Source organism: Deinococcus multiflagellatus, from assembly GCF_020166415.1.
Classification (GTDB): domain Bacteria; phylum Deinococcota; class Deinococci; order Deinococcales; family Deinococcaceae; genus Deinococcus; species Deinococcus multiflagellatus.
In genome coordinates this window covers 351,138-365,239 of the sequence record NZ_JAIQXV010000001.1, presented here as the reverse complement: position 1 = coordinate 365,239, position 14,102 = coordinate 351,138, and the positions used below count along the sequence as shown (strand labels likewise).

Annotated in this window: 15 protein-coding genes; 11 read left to right on the top strand and 4 right to left on the bottom strand. The window is 71.6% G+C overall.

Annotated elements, in window-relative coordinates; translation table 11 throughout:
- Nucleotides 1-153 precede the first annotated feature (153 nt).
- Both K7W41_RS01745 and K7W41_RS01740 read left to right on the top strand, forming a co-directional pair.
- The gene (locus K7W41_RS01745; RefSeq protein WP_224604065.1) at nucleotides 154-1,575 is read left to right on the top strand and encodes a hypothetical protein; all 1,422 of its coding nucleotides are present in this window, start codon (nucleotides 154-156) and stop codon (nucleotides 1,573-1,575) included.
- Nucleotides 1,562-2,683: an ARPP-2 domain-containing protein gene (locus tag K7W41_RS01740; RefSeq protein WP_224604064.1), complete on the top strand. Its 1,122-nt coding sequence runs from the start codon at nucleotides 1,562-1,564 to the stop codon at nucleotides 2,681-2,683. Before K7W41_RS01745 ends, K7W41_RS01740 begins: the two co-directional genes overlap by 14 nt.
- A 112-nt stretch (nucleotides 2,684-2,795) precedes the next feature.
- Here K7W41_RS01740 and K7W41_RS01735 read toward each other — a convergent pair whose 3' ends face one another.
- Nucleotides 2,796-3,485: an ABC transporter ATP-binding protein gene (locus tag K7W41_RS01735; protein WP_221088883.1), complete on the bottom strand. Its 690-nt coding sequence runs from the start codon at nucleotides 3,483-3,485 to the stop codon at nucleotides 2,796-2,798.
- 75 nt (nucleotides 3,486-3,560) lie between these two features.
- Here K7W41_RS01735 and K7W41_RS01730 point away from each other — a divergent pair, with 75 nt between their 5' ends.
- The 3 genes from K7W41_RS01730 to K7W41_RS01720 all read left to right on the top strand — a co-directional run bounded on the left by K7W41_RS01730 (nucleotide 3,561) and on the right by K7W41_RS01720 (nucleotide 6,442).
- Complete coding sequence (locus tag K7W41_RS01730) at nucleotides 3,561-4,256, top strand: Crp/Fnr family transcriptional regulator (RefSeq protein WP_221088882.1); 696 nt, start codon at nucleotides 3,561-3,563, stop codon at nucleotides 4,254-4,256.
- Nucleotides 4,257-4,358: 102 nt separating this feature from the next.
- The gene (locus K7W41_RS01725; RefSeq protein WP_224604063.1) at nucleotides 4,359-5,111 is read left to right on the top strand and encodes a fumarylacetoacetate hydrolase family protein; all 753 of its coding nucleotides are present in this window, start codon (nucleotides 4,359-4,361) and stop codon (nucleotides 5,109-5,111) included.
- Between the two features lie 398 nt (nucleotides 5,112-5,509).
- Entirely contained in the window at nucleotides 5,510-6,442 is a 933-nt protein-coding gene (locus K7W41_RS01720; RefSeq protein ID WP_224604062.1) for a diacylglycerol/lipid kinase family protein, read from the top strand.
- A gap of 138 nt (nucleotides 6,443-6,580) precedes the next feature.
- On the opposite strand, the gene K7W41_RS01715 is transcribed toward K7W41_RS01720, so the two are convergent.
- Nucleotides 6,581-7,276 (bottom strand): hypothetical protein, encoded by a 696-nt coding sequence (locus K7W41_RS01715; RefSeq protein WP_224604061.1) that lies wholly within the window; start codon nucleotides 7,274-7,276, stop codon nucleotides 6,581-6,583.
- A gap of 145 nt (nucleotides 7,277-7,421) precedes the next feature.
- Between K7W41_RS01715 and K7W41_RS01710 the strand changes: the two genes are divergently transcribed.
- The 4 genes from K7W41_RS01710 (at nucleotide 7,422) to K7W41_RS01695 (ending at nucleotide 11,867) form a co-directional block, all read left to right on the top strand.
- Nucleotides 7,422-10,268, top strand: coding sequence for a helicase HerA-like domain-containing protein (locus K7W41_RS01710; RefSeq protein WP_224604060.1), 2,847 nt, complete (start codon nucleotides 7,422-7,424; stop codon nucleotides 10,266-10,268).
- A 383-nt stretch (nucleotides 10,269-10,651) separates the two neighbouring features.
- Nucleotides 10,652-11,059 (top strand): DUF3208 domain-containing protein, encoded by a 408-nt coding sequence (locus K7W41_RS01705; protein ID WP_224604059.1) that lies wholly within the window; start codon nucleotides 10,652-10,654, stop codon nucleotides 11,057-11,059.
- The gene (locus K7W41_RS01700) at nucleotides 11,056-11,253 is read left to right on the top strand and encodes a hypothetical protein (protein WP_224604058.1); all 198 of its coding nucleotides are present in this window, start codon (nucleotides 11,056-11,058) and stop codon (nucleotides 11,251-11,253) included. Before K7W41_RS01705 ends, K7W41_RS01700 begins: the two co-directional genes overlap by 4 nt.
- Complete coding sequence (locus tag K7W41_RS01695) at nucleotides 11,250-11,867, top strand: DJ-1/PfpI family protein (protein ID WP_224604057.1); 618 nt, start codon at nucleotides 11,250-11,252, stop codon at nucleotides 11,865-11,867. Before K7W41_RS01700 ends, K7W41_RS01695 begins: the two co-directional genes overlap by 4 nt.
- 265 nt (nucleotides 11,868-12,132) lie before the next feature.
- Here K7W41_RS01695 and K7W41_RS01690 read toward each other — a convergent pair whose 3' ends face one another.
- The gene (locus K7W41_RS01690) at nucleotides 12,133-12,951 is read right to left on the bottom strand and encodes a PIG-L deacetylase family protein (protein ID WP_224604053.1); all 819 of its coding nucleotides are present in this window, start codon (nucleotides 12,949-12,951) and stop codon (nucleotides 12,133-12,135) included.
- Between the two features lie 84 nt (nucleotides 12,952-13,035).
- Here K7W41_RS01690 and K7W41_RS01685 point away from each other — a divergent pair, with 84 nt between their 5' ends.
- Nucleotides 13,036-13,257, top strand: coding sequence for a hypothetical protein (locus K7W41_RS01685; protein ID WP_224604050.1), 222 nt, complete (start codon nucleotides 13,036-13,038; stop codon nucleotides 13,255-13,257).
- Here K7W41_RS01685 and K7W41_RS01680 read toward each other — a convergent pair.
- Nucleotides 13,212-13,442, bottom strand: coding sequence for a hypothetical protein (locus K7W41_RS01680; RefSeq protein WP_224604572.1), 231 nt, complete (start codon nucleotides 13,440-13,442; stop codon nucleotides 13,212-13,214). The two genes, K7W41_RS01685 and K7W41_RS01680, sit on opposite strands and share 46 nt — an antisense overlap.
- 47 nt (nucleotides 13,443-13,489) lie before the next feature.
- On the opposite strand from K7W41_RS01680, the gene K7W41_RS01675 reads away from it, so the two are divergent.
- Nucleotides 13,490-14,095 (top strand): ParA family protein, encoded by a 606-nt coding sequence (locus K7W41_RS01675; protein ID WP_224604047.1) that lies wholly within the window; start codon nucleotides 13,490-13,492, stop codon nucleotides 14,093-14,095.
- Nucleotides 14,096-14,102 lie beyond the last annotated feature (7 nt).

Sequence of the window (14,102 nt, the reverse complement as noted above, 5' to 3'; positions counted from 1 at the left end):
GGAACACGGAACGCTGCCTGTGGGACTCTGGCGTGACTTCCGAGACATCCCTTTGGAGGTTGCCCCTTGCCGTCACGCCGCCCTTCCCCGGGCGGCGTTCTGCATGTCCCCCCCTCGGCACTCCCCCATGCTGGTCCCAGGGAGGGGACCCCCATGCCCAGCCACGACACCATTGCCCGCGAAGACCTGATCCTGTTTCTGAACGCCGCGTTTGCCTGCAGTGGGCAGCGGGAGTTCTACCACACCGCCGACGAACAGCGGGTCAGTGTGCAGTTTCTGCACGCCTACATTCTGGGCAACTACCGGCGCCTGTATGCGCGCACCCTGGCGGCAGGCGTGAACGATTTCAACGCCGCCGAAATTATCGTGAACCTGCTGCGCACGGGCCGCGAAACCCCGCCTGACTTCCGCGCCGAGGAAAACGCGCTGCTGGGGGCCGCCCTGCGCCGCCTGCCACCGCAGCGCAGCTGGAAAGTGCTGGCGCGCCTGCGCCGGGAACGGGTGAACAACCGGCGCACGCGCGCCCTGGTGCGGGCCCACATGGCTGGGCAGCGGGACCTGACGTTTCAGGCGGTCAAATACCGCCGCTTCGTGCGCGCAGCAGCCCTGCACGCCCACCTTCACCTGGGCGGCGAACTGCCGGAGTTCCTGTTCGGCACCTTTCGCCGCGCTTTTCGCACGCCGCTGCTGGAAACCTATCGCCAGGCCCGCTACAGCGCCCAGGCGGTCTATGCGCTGCCCTACAGCGTGGCCCAGGGCCTGGCCGCCCGGCACGGAATTCCCCCGCAGGAACTGGCCGGGCGCATGACCGCCCGCCTGACGGAAGGCGAGCGGCTGCGTGTGCAGCGCCGCAGTGCGGCGGTGGTGGAGGTGCGCCCGGAGCGCCTGCCCCTGACGGCCCTGTGTCTGTACGTGCTGGGCCTGCCGCTGACCGAACGGCAAGCCCGCGCCGCCGAACTGGAAGACTGGCTTGGCCGCGCCGCCCAGGCCGTGCTGCACAGGGCGCCGCTTCCTCTTTCACCGGGCCGGGTGGCGGCGGTGCTGGACAATTCCTATTCCGCCTCGGGGTCCCGTGAGAAGCGCCGCCGCCCCCTGGCGCTGGCCCTGGCCACCGATCTGCTGCTGCGCGCCGGGTGCCCGGCTGGCACCTACCGCGCTTTCTGGACCCAGCCCACCGCCTCTTCTCTTCTGGTGCAGGCGGCTGGGCAGACCAATCTGACCGAACGGCTGCTGGACGCTCTGAACTGGGGCGCGCAGACGGTGCTCGTGGTCTCCGACGGGGTGGAGAACGATCCGCCCGGCGTCTTCCACGCGGCCCTGCGCGCCGCCCGGCGGCTGTGTCCGGCGCTGAAGGTGCTGCACGTGAACCCCGTCTTCGATGCCGAGATGCTGACGGTGCGCAGCCTGAGCCCCGACCTGCCCGCCGTGGGGCTGCGCGACGCCGATGATCTGCCCACCGCCCTGGGTTTTGCCCACTTTGCGGCAGGCGGCGCCGAGGTCTCGGACCTGGAAACGTACCTGCTGGAGCGCGTGCGCGCCTTCCTGAACCCCGGAGAAGCCCATGTTGACCCTTGAAGGCCTGACCCCTGCCCCGGCCCAGGTGCGCGGCGCCTTTCGGCTGGTGCCGCTGCTGCGCGACCGCCCCTGCGAGGACGTGCGCCTGACCCTGCAGCCCCTGTCGCGGGACGTGAAGGCCGTGGCCCTGCCCGACGGGACCCAGTACGTGGCCTTTGTGCCCCACGCCCTGCACCTGGACTGGGGAGAGGGCCGCCCTCCCGAGGTGGCCCTGGGGGGGCAGGTGGGCCGCCCGCGTGAAGGCTGGCGCCGGCTGGAACTGGTGGACCGGCTGCGCCGGCGCGAGGGAAGCGGCCTGCGCTTTCTGCCGCTGCACCTTGCGCTGGAAGGCCTGCTGGCCCTGCACTTTGGCCCGCCGCGCGTGGCCTGGAAGGAGCTGTCGCGCGACTTTCTGCGCGCTGGCCTGGGGGTGCGTACGGAATCGGGTGTGCCGGGCAACCTGCTGCCGGGCTTCGAGGATGCCCTGCGCACCTTTGAACTCCACGACAAGCAGGTGGGGATGCTGGTGTATACCGGCGAGCAGCTGGCTTCAGCGTTCGTGGTGCCGTCGGCCGCCGATTACCGCCAGCTGCACCGCACGCTGCTGGCCGACCTGTACGGTGACCTCGTGCTGCGGTATGCGGCGGTGTATCCCGAACCGCCGCTGCTCGAGGCCACGCCCCAGTTTGACGCGGCGCGCACCGTGGCTGACCTGCGCGTGGCCCTGGCCGCCGTCCGCCGCGACTGGGCCACCTTCGTGCAGACGGAACTGCTGCGCGACCTGCTGGGCCGCTCTCTGATGACCGAGCCCGTGTATTCAGCCGGAACCCTGGAACTCGACCGTTTTGTCACCGACCTGAATCCGGCCCAGATCAACCACATCGGCGAGCGCCTGCGCCGCCCGGATGGCGAGGTGCTGTACCTCAAAACCTTTCAACTGTCGGCGGCCCAGACCCGGCGGGCCTATCTGCTGCACCAGCTCGCCACCCACGAGTGGCATCTGGGCCAGGCGGCGGCAGTACTGGGTCAGACGGTGCCTGAACTGGTGGAGCGGATTGAACGCGCCGGCTTTGGCTACCTGCTCACCCAGGCCGTGCGGGAGACGGCCGCCAAGGCCCGGCGTGCCTGAGCGAATTGCACGCGCAGAACGGGCGCAGCGCAGGTCGAACACTCTGCCGACCTCAGCTGACCTCCAAAGATTTCTTTCCCCAGACCTCTGGGCGCCCGGTCTTCTCCTGACCCTACGCGAAATCCGGCGCTGCATCGGTGAACTGGCCGTCCAGCAGGTGCAGCGTGCGGTCGGCGTGGCGGGCCAGCCGCTCGTCGTGGGTGACCAGCAGCACCCCGGCTGCTTCCTCGCGCGCCAGGGCCACCAGCAGCGCGGCCACCGCCTGGGCATTGGCGCGGTCCAGGCTGCCGGTGGGTTCGTCGGCCAGCACGGCGGCGGGGCGGGCGGCCAGGGCGCGGGCCACCGCCACCCGCTGGCGCTCACCGCCACTCAGTACCCCGGGCAGGTCGGCCTCGCGCCCGCCCAGGCCCACCCGCGCCAGCAGGTCCCGCGCCCGCGCCTCGTCGCCCCGGCCCGACAGGCGACAGGGAATCAGCACGTTGTCCAGCACACTCAGGTCGTCCAGCAGGTAGTGATGCTGAAACACCAGCCCCAGTTGCCCCGCCCGCCGCGCGGCGCGCACCTGGGTGCCCAGGGTGTCCACCCGTTCGCCCGCCCACCACACCTCGCCGCCCTGCGGCGTATCCAGCCCGCCCAGCAGGTGCAGCAGCGTGCTCTTGCCGCTGCCCGACGGCCCGGTGACGGCCACCACCTCGCCCTGGGCCACGTCCAGACCTACGCCACGCAGCACCTGCAGGCTGCCGTACGCCTGCGTGAGGTCGCGGGCCATCAGGGCGGGGGGGGGCAGAGACACGCGGCGCATGGTAGCTCATGGCCCCTGCATGAAGAAGGGCGGGCGTTGTGGCCCGCTGCCCAGGCACGCTAGGATAAGCCCCTGATGGCGCGCCTGGACGATCTGAAAGCATCCTTTCTCTTCCACAACGTGCCCGCTGAGGCCCTGCAGGAAGCGCTGCAGGTCATCACCGAGCGGCACTACCGCCCCGGGCAGACCATCCTGGAACAGGACGCCGAGGGCGAGGCCCTGCACATCCTGACGCGCGGCGTGGTGCGGGTCAGTCGGATCAGCCTGGGCAGCCGCGAGCGCGTCATGGGCGACGTGTACGCGCCCGGCGTGATCGGTGAAACGGCCGTGCTGGGCGGCGGCGAGCGCAGCGCCACCGTGGTGGCCCAGACCGACGTGACCACTTTGATGCTTTACCGCACGCACTTCAAGCAGATTTTGCGCCGCCACCCGGACGTGCTGTGGAACCTCAGCGTGATGCTCGTGCGCCGCGTGACCCACCTGAACGACGAACTGATCGCCTTCGGCCTGAACACCGAAGCGGCCCTGAGTCATGTGTTCACCAACCTCTACCGCCAGCGCGTGCAGGCGGGCGTGCCGCAGCCGGAAGTGCTGCCGATGTCTACCCAGGACATCATGAGCCGCATTTCCAGCTCCCGCGAAACTGTCTCGCGCGTGATGCGCAAGCTGGAAGGCCAGCGCCTTCTGAAAAGCAACGGCCAGACCGTAACCCTGCTGGACCCCGAGGGCCTGGAAAACGTGACCCTCGAAGAAGCCGACAGCCTGGACTGACAGTGGCGGCCCCTGTCCACTGCGGCCACTCACGTCCAAAGGCGGTGAGGTCGCCCCGGGGCAGCGTTGGGTTCCGCTGTGGAGGGCCGCTATCCTGCCCGCATGCAACTGATCCGCATGACATGGCAGGGCCAGCCCTGCTGGGGCGAGCTGGACGGCGAGCGCGTGCATCTGCGCGTCGGCATGCTGGGCGCCCGCACCGGGCAGACAGCCCCCTACGACCCGGCCGCCCTGCTGGCCCCCGCTGAGCCCACCAAGATCGTGTGTGTGGGCCGCAATTACCTGGACCACATCCGCGAACTGGGCAACGACAAGGGCGACCTGCCCACCGAGCCCGGCATTTTCCTGAAGGGCCCCAACGCCCTGGCCGAGCCCGGCGGCGCGGTGCAGAAGCCCGACTGGACCCAGAACTTTCACTTTGAGGGTGAACTGGCGGTGGTGATGGGCCAGCGCGCCCGCCACCTGAGCGAAGGGGCGGCCCTGGGCGCCGTGGCCGGCTACACCTGCGCCCTGGACCTGACGGCGCGCGACCTGCAGAAGACGGACCTGCAGTGGTTCCGCGCCAAGGCCGCCGACCGCTTTTGCCCCCTGGGGCCGCATTTGGTCACTGGCCTGGACCCCGCCGACCTGCGCGTACAGACCCGCGTGAACGGCGAGGTGCGCCAGGACAGCCGCACGCGGCACATGATTTTCCCGCTGCCCCAGATTCTGGCGTACGTGACGCGCTACGTGACCCTGGAGCCCGGTGATGTGGTGCTCACCGGCACCCCGGAAGGCGTGGGCCCGCTGCAAGCGGGTGACGTGGTGGAAGTTGAAGTGGAGGGCGTGGGCGCGTTGCGCACCCCGATTGTTTAAGAGCTGAAGACAGAGCCGCCTTGAGTTGAGGTGGACGAGGCGTGTGTCTGAGAAGGGTGGGGGCGAGCTTTCATGCCAGGGCGGATCAGGCCGCCTGACCCAGCTGGGCCAACGGCAAGAAAGGTTTGTCCGTCGGCCAGGGCGGTCAGAGAAGCAATGTCGCCCTGAACGGCTATGTCCATCTTAGTTCTCCGAGTCCCTCCAAGAAGAGCGAGGCCACGGTGGCTCCCTTGTCTCTCCACACGGACTTTTAAATCCAGCCGAACCCCTGGAACCGTTGCGGACGCGCTTTAAGCCCAGGGGCGCTGGCCGTTTCAGCACCCTCCTCTCGCCCAAGCAAGCGCCCTCCACTCCTCCGAACCGCGCTGCATGAAGGTTTGCTCTATGCTGGGCCGACCGTGAACCATGAGGACAGCCCCGTTCCGCCCCTTCCACCCCTGGCGGTGGTGCTGAATCCGCAGGCCGGGCGCGGTCTGGCCGCCCGGGAATGGCCGCGCCTGCAGCGCGAATTGCAGGCGCGCGGTCTGCAGCACACCGTGATTCAGGAGGCGTCCGGTGAAGCCGCGCTGGCCCGCGTGCAGGCCCTGCCCCCCGAAGTGGCGGTGATGGCCGTGGGCGGCGACGGCACCGTGGGCGCCCTGCTGGGGGCCGTGGTGGGCACCGGGCGCCCCCTGGCGATTGTGCCGCTGGGCACCGGCAACGATTTCGCTGGCCTGCTGGGCCTGAAACCCGGCGCTTTTGCCGAAGCCCTGGACCGCCTGAACTACCAGCCGCGCGCCCTGGACGCCCTGCAGCTGGACATTCTGGCCGGCGACGAGGCCGGGCGCCGCTTCGTGCTGCTCAATGGCCTGGGCATGGGCTTTGATTCTGACGTGACCGCCAACATGGACCGCGCGCCTGCGCACCTGCGCGGCTTTTCACGCTACGCCTATTCCGCCCTGAGCACCCTGCGCGCCCTGCAACTGGCCGAGGTGGACATCGTGGCCGATGGGCAGCCGCTCTACGCGGGCCCCAGCGCCATCGTGGCGGTCATGAACGGCGTGCGCTACGGCGGGGGCTTTCGGATCAGCCCGCAGTCGGATGTGCGCGACGGCTGCCTGAATGTGGTGGCGGGCGGCGCCATGAACCGCCGGCAGCTGGCTGGCCTGATGGCCCGGGTGTTGCGCGGCACCCACCTTACGCACCCCTTGGCCCACCACACGGCGGCGCGCGAGGTCCGGGTGCGCTGGGCCACTCCGGTGCGCATTCACCTTGACGGTGACCTGCACGGCCGCGTCAGCGACATTCAGGTGCGCGTGCTGCCGGGCGCGGCGAAGCTGCTGAATGCGTAAGGGGGTGTGGGACGTGGGGTGTGGGTTGTGGGAAAAGACAGAGAGTCATGTGCACGGCCCTGCTTTTCCAACAGGCTAAAAGACAGAGGAGGTGGGGTGTGGAAGTCTCCTCCCACACCCCACCTCCTCCCCACAACCTTACTTCAGCTTCGCCAGGGTGGCGCGGGCCTCGGCTTCGTTGCGCTTTTCCCAGAAGGTGTCGGCGTTCATGGCCAGGGCCTTTTCCAGCTGGGCGGCGGCTTCGACCTTCTTGCCCTGCAGCAGGAGGGCATTGGCGTACTCAATGCGGTGAACAGCCACGTTGGGCTCCAGCGCAATGGCTTTTTCAAAGTTGGGGATGATCTGGTTGCGGTCGGCGCCGGTCGCCCGGGTGGCGATAAAGCCCTTGGCAATCAGGTTGGCGTGCCACAGGCCCAGGGCCACGTAGGCGCCCGCCAGCTTGGGGTTCAGGCGAACGGCGGTGTCGAGGTTCTTCTTCATGTCGCCGGCCAGCCCCAGGCTCTGCAGAATGCCGCTGAACTGCGCCAGACGGCCCTGGGCGCGGGCCAGCTCAAAGTAGGCCTCGGCGTTGTTCTTGTCCTTGGCAATGGCCTGGCGAGCGTAGTTCTGGGCCTTTTCAAACAGCGCCTTTTTCTGGTTGTCGGGCACCAAGCCGGCGCCGGCCGTGGTGGCCTCGGCGGCCAGGGCGAGGCCGTCGGCGGTGTTCAGGGCGGCAGCAGCAGTGGCGGCTTCCTGCCACTTGCCCTGGTCAAACAGGGCTTTGGCAGCCTGCTGGCTCTGGGCGGCGGCGGTCACGGACAGGGCAAGGGCAATGGACAGGGCAAGGGTACGCATGGGTTCCTCCTGGGGGGAAATAGACTGGGTTGAAAGCTGGGCAGAGTATACACAGTTGCCCTCCCGGGTAGCTGACGGCTTCGTCAGGAACGGTGGACCCACCCGTTTCTTGAACCCGGTTCAGTGCGCGCGGTAGGCTGGCCGCGTGGATTACCGGGCGGCGCTGGCCCAGTTGCGGGCCCACCTGCCCCCCCCGTCGGGCGGGCAGGCGCGCGGCAGCCTGCGCTGGCTGGAAACCCAGATGCGCGCGCGCGGCGCCAGCCCCAGCAGCGTGCGCAACATCGTCTACCGGGGCGTGGGCACCCCGGCCGACAAGGCCGCCCTGCGCGCCATCCTGCAAGAACTCGCCCAGGAGCTGGGCTGCGCGCTGCCCGAGGCCCCTCCGCCTCGCCCGGCCCTGCCACCCGAACTGGACCTGCTGGGCCGCAGCAAGATTCGCGCCTACCGTCAGTTTGTGGCCGGGGTGCGGGCGAGCCGCGCGCCGCGCCTGATCGTGGCCGGGCGCCCGGGGGCGGGCAAGACCGTGCTGCTTACCCAGGTGGCCCGCACCCTGCGCGACCAGGGGCTGCCCGTGACCCAGCTGACGCTCTCGGGCGACCTGCAAGGCGTGTTGCCGCTGGGCACGCCGCCCGGGGCCTCGTTCGCCGCGCAGGCGCAGGCCCAGCAGGACGCGGCGCGGCGGGCCCTGCCCACGCGGGGGGCCCTGCTGGTGCGGGTGGGGCGCGACCTGCACTGGAGCGGCGCCCCCCCCCGGGCCAGCAGCGGCGATGCCCTGGGCGGCGCGGCCTGGGCCATTCAGCACCTGCTGGAGCGGGCGCCAGCGGGCGTGGCGGTGCTGCTGGCCCTGGACGGCGACTGCCCTCCGACCAGCGCGGCCGAGTGCATCGAACTGCGCCCGCCCACCCCAGCCGAGGCCCGCGCGTACCTGATGAGCCACCTGAATGTGACGCGGGGCGAGGCCGAGCGCTTGGTGCAGGAGGGGGGCCGCAGTCCCGAGCGCCTGATGCTGCTGGCCCGGCTGGCCCGCGCGGGGGCTGGCCCCGCCGAGCTGCTGGGCGACCCGGACACCCGCTGCCTTGCCGAGGCCACCGCTGCCCTGCACGCCGCCCTGCCCGACCCGGCCGCCCCCTGGCCCGCCGCGCTGCTGGCCGCCGCCCTGGGCCATGACCCGGCCACGCTGCCCCCCCACGCCCGGCTGCTGCTGGAGGCAGGCCCGGACGGCTACCGCCCGGCGGCGGCCCTGCGCGGCGCGTGGCCCGGTGTTCTGCCCGCCGCGCAGGTGGCCCCCCTGCGCGCCCTGGCCGACACCGAGGACCCCGCCCTGGCCCCCGCCCGGCTGGCGGCCTGGGCCGCGCTGCGCGACGTGGGCGCGCTGGCCGCCCATCTGCAGGCCCACCCGGACGACGCCCGGCACCTGCCGCCCCTGTGGCCCGCCCTGCGCGCCGCCCCCGGGGGCGACCACCGCGACCTGCTGGCCCGCGCCGTGGTGGCGCACCACGCCGGGCGGGGCGAATACGGCGCCGTGACCCTGCGCGACGCCCTGTTCACCCTGCTGGAATCCGCCCGGCAGGCGGTGCGGGCCTGGGCGCGCGTGAAGCTGGCCGAAAGCAGCCTGGAACACGGCAATATGGACGCCGCGCAGGCCCAGCTGGCCCACCCGGACGTGACCGGCATGGCGGGCCCTGATCCCTGGACTATGGCTGCCCAGGCCGACGCCCTGCTGGTGCAGGCGGCGCTGGCCCGCTGGCGCGGTGACCTGACGGCCGCCACGCAGGCCGCTGCTGACCCCCGCGCCGCGCAGGGGGGGCCCCGCGCGTGGCTGTGGCGCGGCCTGATCGCCAAGGATGCCGGGCAGTGGACCCAGGCCCTGGCCGCGTTGCAGGCCGTTCCGGCGGGCAGTCCTTTGCTCTCGGCGCGGGCGCGCTACCAGGAAGGCGACCTGCTGCTGCGCCTGGGGCAGCCCGCCGCCGCCCTGGCTGCCCTGCAGGACGCCGCCGCCCGCCTGCAGGAGGCCGGCAGCGCCCCCGAGGAGCAGGCGCGCGTACTGGCCCGCACCGCCACCGCCCGGCGCCGCCTGGGCCGCCCGGCGGCGGGCCTGCGTGACCTGCGCCGCGCCCTGGCCCTGGTGCCCCCCGATCCCCGGCGCCACGCCGACGGGGTCCCGCGTGCCCGCCTGCTGTCCGAGGGCGTGCCCCTGCTGCTGGCCCTGGGCCGCCCCGATGAAGCCCTGACCTGGGCCGCCCAGGCGCTGGACCTGCTCGCGCGCCCCGAGGCCCGCCCCGCCGAGGCCGCCTACCGCGCCCGGCGCACCCGCTACCGCACCGCGCTGGCCTACCTGTCGCGCGGGCTGGGCCGCCCCTACCTGCAGCCCCTGGCCGGCCCCACGCGCGATCACCCGGACCTTGTGCACGCCCGCGCCCTGCTGGACACCCTGCTGGCCGGGGAGGTGCGCGGCGCCGACCGCGATCACCTGCTGGCCCTGGACCTGCGCCTGAGCCGCGCCCTGGCCGAGCCCGACGCGGCGCGCGCCCTGACCCTGACCCAGAGCGCTCTGGCCCTGGCCGCCCACCCCTACGAACAGGCCCAGGCCCTGGCCCTGCACGCCGAGGCCGCCCTGCGCGCCGGCCAGCCGGACACGGCTCTGGCGGCGGTGAACCGCGCCCACGCCCTGCTGCGCCGGGTGGGCCCTGGCCCCGCCCCCGCCGACCCGGGCCTGCACGCCCAGCTGCTGGCCCTGGAAGCCGGCGCCAGCGTGCAGGACGGCCCCGCCCTGCTGCCCTGGTTGCGCGCGGCCCTGGCCGACCCCGCGCTGGCCCCCTTCCGCGCAGGGGTATGGCGCGAGGTGGGCGCGGCCCTGCTGACGGTGCCCGGCGGCGCGGGCTGGCTGGCCGACTGGGGCGTGACCTCGCAAGGTGCCCTGGCCCTGCCGGACGCTCTGGTGGTCTATGAGCAGGCCCAGTTTCCGCCCAGTGGGGATGAGCTGGAGGGGTGAGGGTGGCGGGGGACAGGACGGTTCCATCGGCCCTGAAGAGGTTGGCGCACCTCCCATCTGGCCTGGGCGTTGCCCATCCTTGGTGCTGCGGGGCCAGGACATGGCCCTGTCTCTTCAGCCGCCTCATACGAAACCCGGGTGAGCCACAGGCGAGCCTGAGCGGACTCGTAGAGCTGTATCGCAGAGCGAACACGAGAACATAGGGGACTCTGGCGAGGGAAAAGCACCCCCGCGCTCTCCCCAATAGGCTTTGGAATCAGAGGCGTCCCGTATCATCCCTTGCCCGATCACCCGTCCCAGGAGCGTCGCCTCTCCTTCACATGAAGAATCGCTGGGGGCGCGGCAGGCCCTTTGTTTGCTGCCGGCCCCAGGCCAAAGCCGGTATGCTACGGCGCGTGAGCACCAGTGAACCGCAGCCCGTGGGCCGCGCCGCCGTGCGCCTGCTGCAGGGCTACGTGTGGCATCCCCAGGAGGCCGATATCGACCTGGAGCAGTTTCTGCCCCACGAACTCGACCTGCCCGCCCGGGAAGCCGCCGAGGACACCGAGCAGGAAGCGGCGCATGTGCTGTGGGACGCCGTCAATCCGCCGTTTGCCTTTTTCGAGAACGGTGAGCCCACGGCCTCGCAGGCCTTTTACCAGTTCACGGTGCTGCGCGTGTACGACACCCGCCCCAGCAACGACGCCCTGCACGCCGACGCCAGCGCCGCCAGCGAGCAGCTCAGCCCCCTGCTGGACGTGACCCCCGAGGGCGTGGGCTGGCAGCTGTGGGAGGACCTGCGCGACCTATGATCACCTGGCTTGATCTGCTTGTGGAAGGCGACCCCCACCCCCGGCGCTTTGACAGCCGCCAGACGGCCCTGGCCTACCTGCTGCGCGTGGAGCGCCTGTCCGAAGAGGCCGCCCAGCACCTGCTGGACCACGGCGAGGTGGCCCCGCCCCTGGCGCGGCGCGAGTACCGCCTGCAGCCTCTGACTCCCCCATGACCGCTTCCGGCCACGGCCCCGAACCTGACGCCCAGACTGGCCCGGTGGTGGCGCTGCCGGTGTACCACGGCGTCAGCGAACTGGAACTGGGGCTGATGGTCACCGTGCTGCGGCTGTGCGGCGGCGACAAGGTGGCCGTCACCGTGAACCGCTCGCGCATCAGTGTGATCACGGCGGGCGGGCTGGTCATGACGCCGCATGTGCTGTACGCCGCGCTGCCCGAGCCCCAGGCGCTGCTGCTGCCCGGTGGCCCCGGCGCGGCCAAGGCGGCCCGCGCTCCCCTGCTGCGCGCGTTCCTGGCGGCCCACCCGGGGCTGCCCACCGGCGCCAGCGGCAGCGGCCTGCTGCTGCTGGGCGAGGCCGGCACCCTGGACGGCCGCGTGGTGGGCGGCCCCACCGACCTGGCCGATACGCTCTGGGGCTTTACGCCCGCCGACGTGCGCCCCGGCCAGGTCGTGACGGATGGAAGGCTGTGTACCACCCCCGCAGGACTGGGCGCCCTACACGCGGCGCTGCATGTGGCCGCATCGCTGTGGGGTCAGGACGTGGCGCGGGACGCGGCAGAGCGCATTGGCTCGGCCCCGCTGCTGGTCGGCTCCGTCAGCGTGAACTGATCAAAGGTCAACGTCACTTCGCAGGCGGTGGTGCGGATCAGCGGGCGGCCCGGCGTCTGAAGGCGCAGAATGCCCCACGGAAGGTCCGAGCGTTCATCCGCATCCACCACACTGCACTGCAGACCCTGAACGCCCGTGTCCGTTGCGGTCGTCTGACCTTCGCTGGACCAGGGCGCGCGCGTCAACGTCAGGGCCTGCTGCGCCGGATCAAACCGGAAGGCCTGAATGAAAGAGAAGTGTTGCTCCAGACGGGCAGGCTAGTCCTCTACTTCAGATGCTCAAACCCCGCAAGGCCGTCAAACAGCCCGCGCAGAGGGAACTGGGGTATGGCCGTGCGGGTGCCGCCCAGGCTGAAGCGTTCGTGGCCCAGCAGCATCGCTTCCATGGCCTGCCGCTCCTCGGCGCTCATCTTGCCCATCACGCTCTGTTCGCCCGTCTGCGTGCCGTGGGCCTTGAGGGCGGCCCGCTTGTTCTCGGCGTAGGCGGCCACGTCAATCTGCACGGCCACCGTGCCTTCCGACACGCCGTACACCTGGGGGTCCAGGCCCTCGCCCATGCGCGACAGGTTCTGCGCCGCCTGCACGGTCAGCGCGGTGTAGTACAGCCGCTGCGGCCCGCCGCCCGGCAGATGCCCGGTGCTGAAAAACGCGGCGCTGGCGGCCCGGTGAATCTGCAGGTGGTCAATGTGCCCGTAGCCCCCGTGCGGATCAAAAGTCACCATCACCTGCGGCTGAAGGTCGGCAATCAGGTCGCGCAGCTTCGGCTCCACCTTCAGGGGGTCCACGTTCATCAGGGCGCGGGGGTCGTCGTGGCGGGTGCGTTCGTACCGGCCGGAATCGTGGTAATCCAGAAAGACCGGCGGCTCAATCTCCAGCGCCTCGCAGGCCCGGCGCAGTTCCTGTTCGCGCTGGGCGCCCAGGTCGTCCACCGTCATGCCGGGCACGGTGATCTTGCCCGCTTCGCCCCGGGTGGCGCAGGCCAGCACCACCCGCACCCCCTGGCGCGCGTAGTGGGTCAGCGTGCCGCCCACGCTGAAGGCTTCGTCGTCGGGGTGGGCAAATACGGCCAGCAGGGTGGGGTTCATCGCGCCCCAGTGTAGAGCGCCTGCGCGCCGGGCAGGGGCGGGCGGCCACGGGAACGCGCCCCTGGGCAGGCCCGTACCGGCACCATGCGCCCCTGGACCACCTTGCTATATCTGCTGCTGGGTCAGCCCCAGCCGGGCCTGGACCCCGCCGCCCGGCGCGCACACGCCCGCAAACGCGCGCGGCTGCGCCGGGCCGGGCCTGTCTCGGCCTGGGCGCTGGTGCGGACGGCGCTGCGTGAACTGCTGCTGGCCCTGTGGGGTCAGCCCTCGCCAGCCTCGGCGGCCAGGCGCCGGCCCCGCTCGTAAAAGTCCCAGCAGGCCGCCGGCCACGTCCGCAGAATCAGGCGGCGGTTCTGGGCGTCGGCCGCCTCCAGGGCCTCGCCCAGCGCGCGGTAAAAGCGGCTGCCCTGTTCCTGCATGGCGCGCGCGGTCCAGTAGACCGGGGCCTGTTCCAGTTCCTGTTGCTGCGGCGGGCTGAGCGGGTGGGTCACCCCGCCATGATGCCGCGCGGGCAGGGCCTCTGGTACGCTGGGGCGGCATGAAGGTCGTGGCGATCACCTCAGAAAAGGGCGGCGTGGGCAAAAGCACCCTGGCGGTTCACCTTGCGGGCGCCGCGCACGCCCAGGGTCTGACGCCGCTGCTGGTGGACGAGGACGGCCGCGTGGGCAGCAGCCTGCGCTGGGCGCGGCGCGCGGGTGCCCTGCCGTTCGAGGTGGTGGAAGCCGACGACGTGCGCCCCAAGAAACTTGCCCGCTACGACCTGCTGCTGCTGGACACCGAGGGCCGCCCCAGGCGCAAGGAACTGCGCCAGCTGGCCGGGCGCGCCGACCTGCTGCTGGTGCCCAGCGGCGTGAGCGCCCTGGAACTGGACGCCACCCGCGAACTGCTGGATTTTCTGCACGAGGAAGGCGCGGCGCGCAAGACCCGCGTGGTCCTGACCCGGGTGCCGCCCGTGGGCCACGCCGCCGAGGACGCCCGCGAGGACCTGCGCGAGGCGGGCCTGACCGTCTGCAACACCGTGGTGCGCCAGTACGCCGCCTTTCAACGCGCCGCCGAGGCCGGGGTGCTGGTGCGCGACGTGCCCGGCGAGCGTTCCGCCAGCGCCTGGAGCGACGTCCTGCGGCTGGCCCAGGAACTCTGGTAGGGGCGGG

Coding starts and splice junctions, on each gene's coding strand:
- K7W41_RS01745 (WP_224604065.1), top strand. CDS start 154: ATGCCCAGCCACGACACCATTGCCCGCGAAGACCTGATCCTGTTTCTG.
- K7W41_RS01740 (WP_224604064.1), top strand. CDS start 1,562: ATGTTGACCCTTGAAGGCCTGACCCCTGCCCCGGCCCAGGTGCGCGGC.
- K7W41_RS01735 (WP_221088883.1), bottom strand. CDS start 3,485: ATGCGCCGCGTGTCTCTGCCCCCCCCCGCCCTGATGGCCCGCGACCTC.
- K7W41_RS01730 (WP_221088882.1), top strand. CDS start 3,561: ATGGCGCGCCTGGACGATCTGAAAGCATCCTTTCTCTTCCACAACGTG.
- K7W41_RS01725 (WP_224604063.1), top strand. CDS start 4,359: ATGCAACTGATCCGCATGACATGGCAGGGCCAGCCCTGCTGGGGCGAG.
- K7W41_RS01715 (WP_224604061.1), bottom strand. CDS start 7,276: ATGCGTACCCTTGCCCTGTCCATTGCCCTTGCCCTGTCCGTGACCGCC.
- K7W41_RS01705 (WP_224604059.1), top strand. CDS start 10,652: ATGCTACGGCGCGTGAGCACCAGTGAACCGCAGCCCGTGGGCCGCGCC.
- K7W41_RS01700 (WP_224604058.1), top strand. CDS start 11,056: ATGATCACCTGGCTTGATCTGCTTGTGGAAGGCGACCCCCACCCCCGG.
- K7W41_RS01695 (WP_224604057.1), top strand. CDS start 11,250: ATGACCGCTTCCGGCCACGGCCCCGAACCTGACGCCCAGACTGGCCCG.
- K7W41_RS01690 (WP_224604053.1), bottom strand. CDS start 12,951: ATGAACCCCACCCTGCTGGCCGTATTTGCCCACCCCGACGACGAAGCC.
- K7W41_RS01685 (WP_224604050.1), top strand. CDS start 13,036: ATGCGCCCCTGGACCACCTTGCTATATCTGCTGCTGGGTCAGCCCCAG.
- K7W41_RS01675 (WP_224604047.1), top strand. CDS start 13,490: ATGAAGGTCGTGGCGATCACCTCAGAAAAGGGCGGCGTGGGCAAAAGC.